A 2,440-nucleotide genomic window follows, 5' to 3' on the forward strand; every position below is an offset into this window, starting at 1 on the left:
GCCCCCGGCGATGCCGAAGCCGATCACCACCACGTCGACGTCGTCGGCCCAGGCCGACACCCGGTCCGCGTCGACGGTCGCCGGTAGCTCGGTGCTCATGGCTGCTCCTGTCCGGGATCTGGGGACGCGGCCAGCACGGCCGGCCAGGCCATCGCGGCGGGGTACTCACCCCAGATGCTGGTGAACACCCCGACGATCCGGGCCGGCCCGGCCGGGCCCGCCAGATACACCGGCCCACCCGAGTCGCCCCGCTGACTGACCGCCCCGTGCGCCATGGTGAACCAGCCGTTATTCACGCTCTCCACCGTGCCGCAGCTCTCCCCGGTCGCGATGCCGTAATGACAGACCGGCTCGCCGGGGCGCAGCTGCACCCCGGGATCGGACTCCAGCCGGCGGCCGTCGGGCAGGACGTCGCTGGCCGCGACGTCCTCGGCGAGCGCGATGACCTCGTAGTCGGCGATGACCTGGTCGCTGCCGACCGAGGTGCCGGCGGGGGTGGTGTCCCGGAAACCGGCGAGCCGGCCGATCGCCTGCCCGTCCCGGTCGGTGACCGGCCCGTCGCCTCGGCAGTGGCCCGCGGTGTAGCCGACCCGCGCCCCCGGGTCGACATAGCCCAGGGTGCAGACGTGGCCACCCTGACGGATCTCCATGCCCGGGAAGACCGGCACCGGATCCGCCCGGGCGACGCCGTCGGCCGGCACCGCCACCAGCGCCGCCGTGGTCAGCAGCGTCGGCATCGTCAGCCGGCGCATCGTCACCACCGGATCACCCGCGGCTGCCCTGGCACCCGCCGAGACGGACGGCCCGGTCCCGCTCGGGGGTCGGGCCGTCGCGGTCGGCAGGGCGATCAGGGGATGGTCAGTTCCTGACCGGGGTGGATCAAGTCCGGGTTGCTGATGCCACTGGCCTCGGCGATCTGCTTGAACTTGTTCCCGTCGCCGTAGAAGCGCTCGGCGATGGCGAACAGCGTGTCACCGGCGACCACCTTGTAGGTGCGGGCGCCACCCTCGGCGCCACCCTCGGCGGCGGCCGGCGGCGGGGCGTCGGTCTCGGTCTTGGTCGACCAGACGGGCGTGTTGCCGGCGGCGTAGAGCACCAGGTTGCGATCGTCCTGCAGCACCAGCCGGACGTCCTTCTTACCCTTGGTGTCGCTGTGCCAGATCGGCTTGTCGGCCGTGTAGATGACGAAGTTGCCGTCCGGCTGCACCTCGGCGCGCACCACGTTCTGCCCGTTGGTGCCGCTGGCCCAGATCGCCTTGCCCCGGGCGGCCAGCACCAGGTTGCCGTCGTCTTGCAATGTCAGGGTGTAGGCCTCGTTCTTCGAGGTCAGCGAGTCCCCTTTGACAAGCTTGTGTCCGGCGGCGAGCGTGTCTCCCACGTTCTGTCCCACGTTTACTACCCCTTCTGGTCTTGCGTGCCGCGGTTCTGATGTCGGCACGCACCGTTGGTTGTCAACGACGCCTGCGAGCTTAGCCTGCCCGCACCGTCTTGGTCCGCCGAACTATTCCGCTGTCGGCGTAAGCGGGATCGGGCTGACCTGGTCGTCGGAGTGCCAGTGCACCGCGGTGACGCCGGGCTGCAGCGACAGCTCGGCGACCAGGCGTTCCAGCCGGTCCGGGGCACGACCGTCGACCAGCAGATACGCGGTCAGCACGGTGTTGCCGTCGACCGCCTCGCCGGCGTGGATGCCGCGCAGCACCAGGTCGTTGCTGGACGTGTGCTGGACGATCTGGGCGCGGGCGTACTTCTCGGCCTTCGACCGGCAGACCACCTGAACCCGGTAGGCCTGTTGGGCGGCGTCCTCCTCCACGTGCTGGTCGCGGTCGATCAGCCGGCCCAGCGGCCGGCCGACCAGGTGGGTGCCGACGATGGTGCCGGTGGCGATCAGCGCGAACAGCAGGTGCCCGGCGGCGGCCAGCACCCCGACGGCCGCCGAGCACCACAGGGTGGCCGCGGTGTTCAGGCCGCTGACGTTGAACCCCTCGCGCAGGATCACCCCGCCGCCGAGGAAGCCCACCCCGGAGACCACGTAGGACGCCACCCGGGTGGCGCTGGTGTCGCCCGCGGCGACCGCGTACAGCACGAACAGGGTGGCCCCGGCGGCGACCAGCGCGTTGGTGCGCAGGCCGGCCATCCGCGCCCGCCACTGCCGTTCCAGGCCGATCAGCGCGCCGCAGCCCAGCCCGACGGAGAGCCGGAGCACGAAGTCGGCGGTGCGCAACGTCGTCTCCATCGGCCCGGCCCCTTCTCCTGCGTCCGGTCGCTCACCGCCGGCGCCTCACCTCAACAGTGTGACCGGTGCGCTACCCGACCACCACCGGACGCGGCATCACGGTCGGCTTGAACCCGTAGCGGGGGGCGGCGAAGCCGTAGCCACGGCCGGCCCCGTTGCCGACCGGCGGCATCCCCGGCATGCCGGGCATCCCGCCCGGCTCGGCCA

At 72.0% G+C, this 2,440-nt stretch carries 5 protein-coding genes; all 5 read right to left on the minus strand.

All coding sequences use genetic code 11. The annotated features are described in order from the left end of the window. Positions 1–99 (minus strand): hypothetical protein (locus AC2VNT_RS14530; RefSeq protein WP_486947529.1); only part of this gene is annotated, 99 nt, incomplete at its 3' end. Next, on the minus strand, positions 96–752 hold the full coding sequence (locus tag AC2VNT_RS14535) for an Rv1815 family serine proteinase (protein WP_486947530.1): 657 nt from the start codon (positions 750–752) through the stop codon (positions 96–98). The genes AC2VNT_RS14535 and AC2VNT_RS14530, both read right to left, overlap by 4 nt. 95 nt (positions 753–847) lie before the next feature. Beyond that, positions 848–1,378: a LysM peptidoglycan-binding domain-containing protein gene (locus AC2VNT_RS14540; protein WP_486947531.1), complete on the minus strand. Its 531-nt coding sequence runs from the start codon at positions 1,376–1,378 to the stop codon at positions 848–850. A 123-nt stretch (positions 1,379–1,501) separates the two neighbouring features. Then, a complete protein-coding gene (locus AC2VNT_RS14545) occupies positions 1,502–2,233 on the minus strand; it encodes an MgtC/SapB family protein (protein ID WP_486947528.1) in 732 nt (243 codons plus the stop codon). A gap of 70 nt (positions 2,234–2,303) precedes the next feature. Beyond that, positions 2,304–2,423 (minus strand): PPE family protein, SVP subgroup, encoded by a 120-nt coding sequence (locus AC2VNT_RS14550; protein WP_486947532.1) that lies wholly within the window; start codon positions 2,421–2,423, stop codon positions 2,304–2,306. Between the last annotated feature and the right edge of the window lie 17 nt (positions 2,424–2,440).

This window comes from Mycobacterium sp. TH-M15, assembly GCF_057473705.1.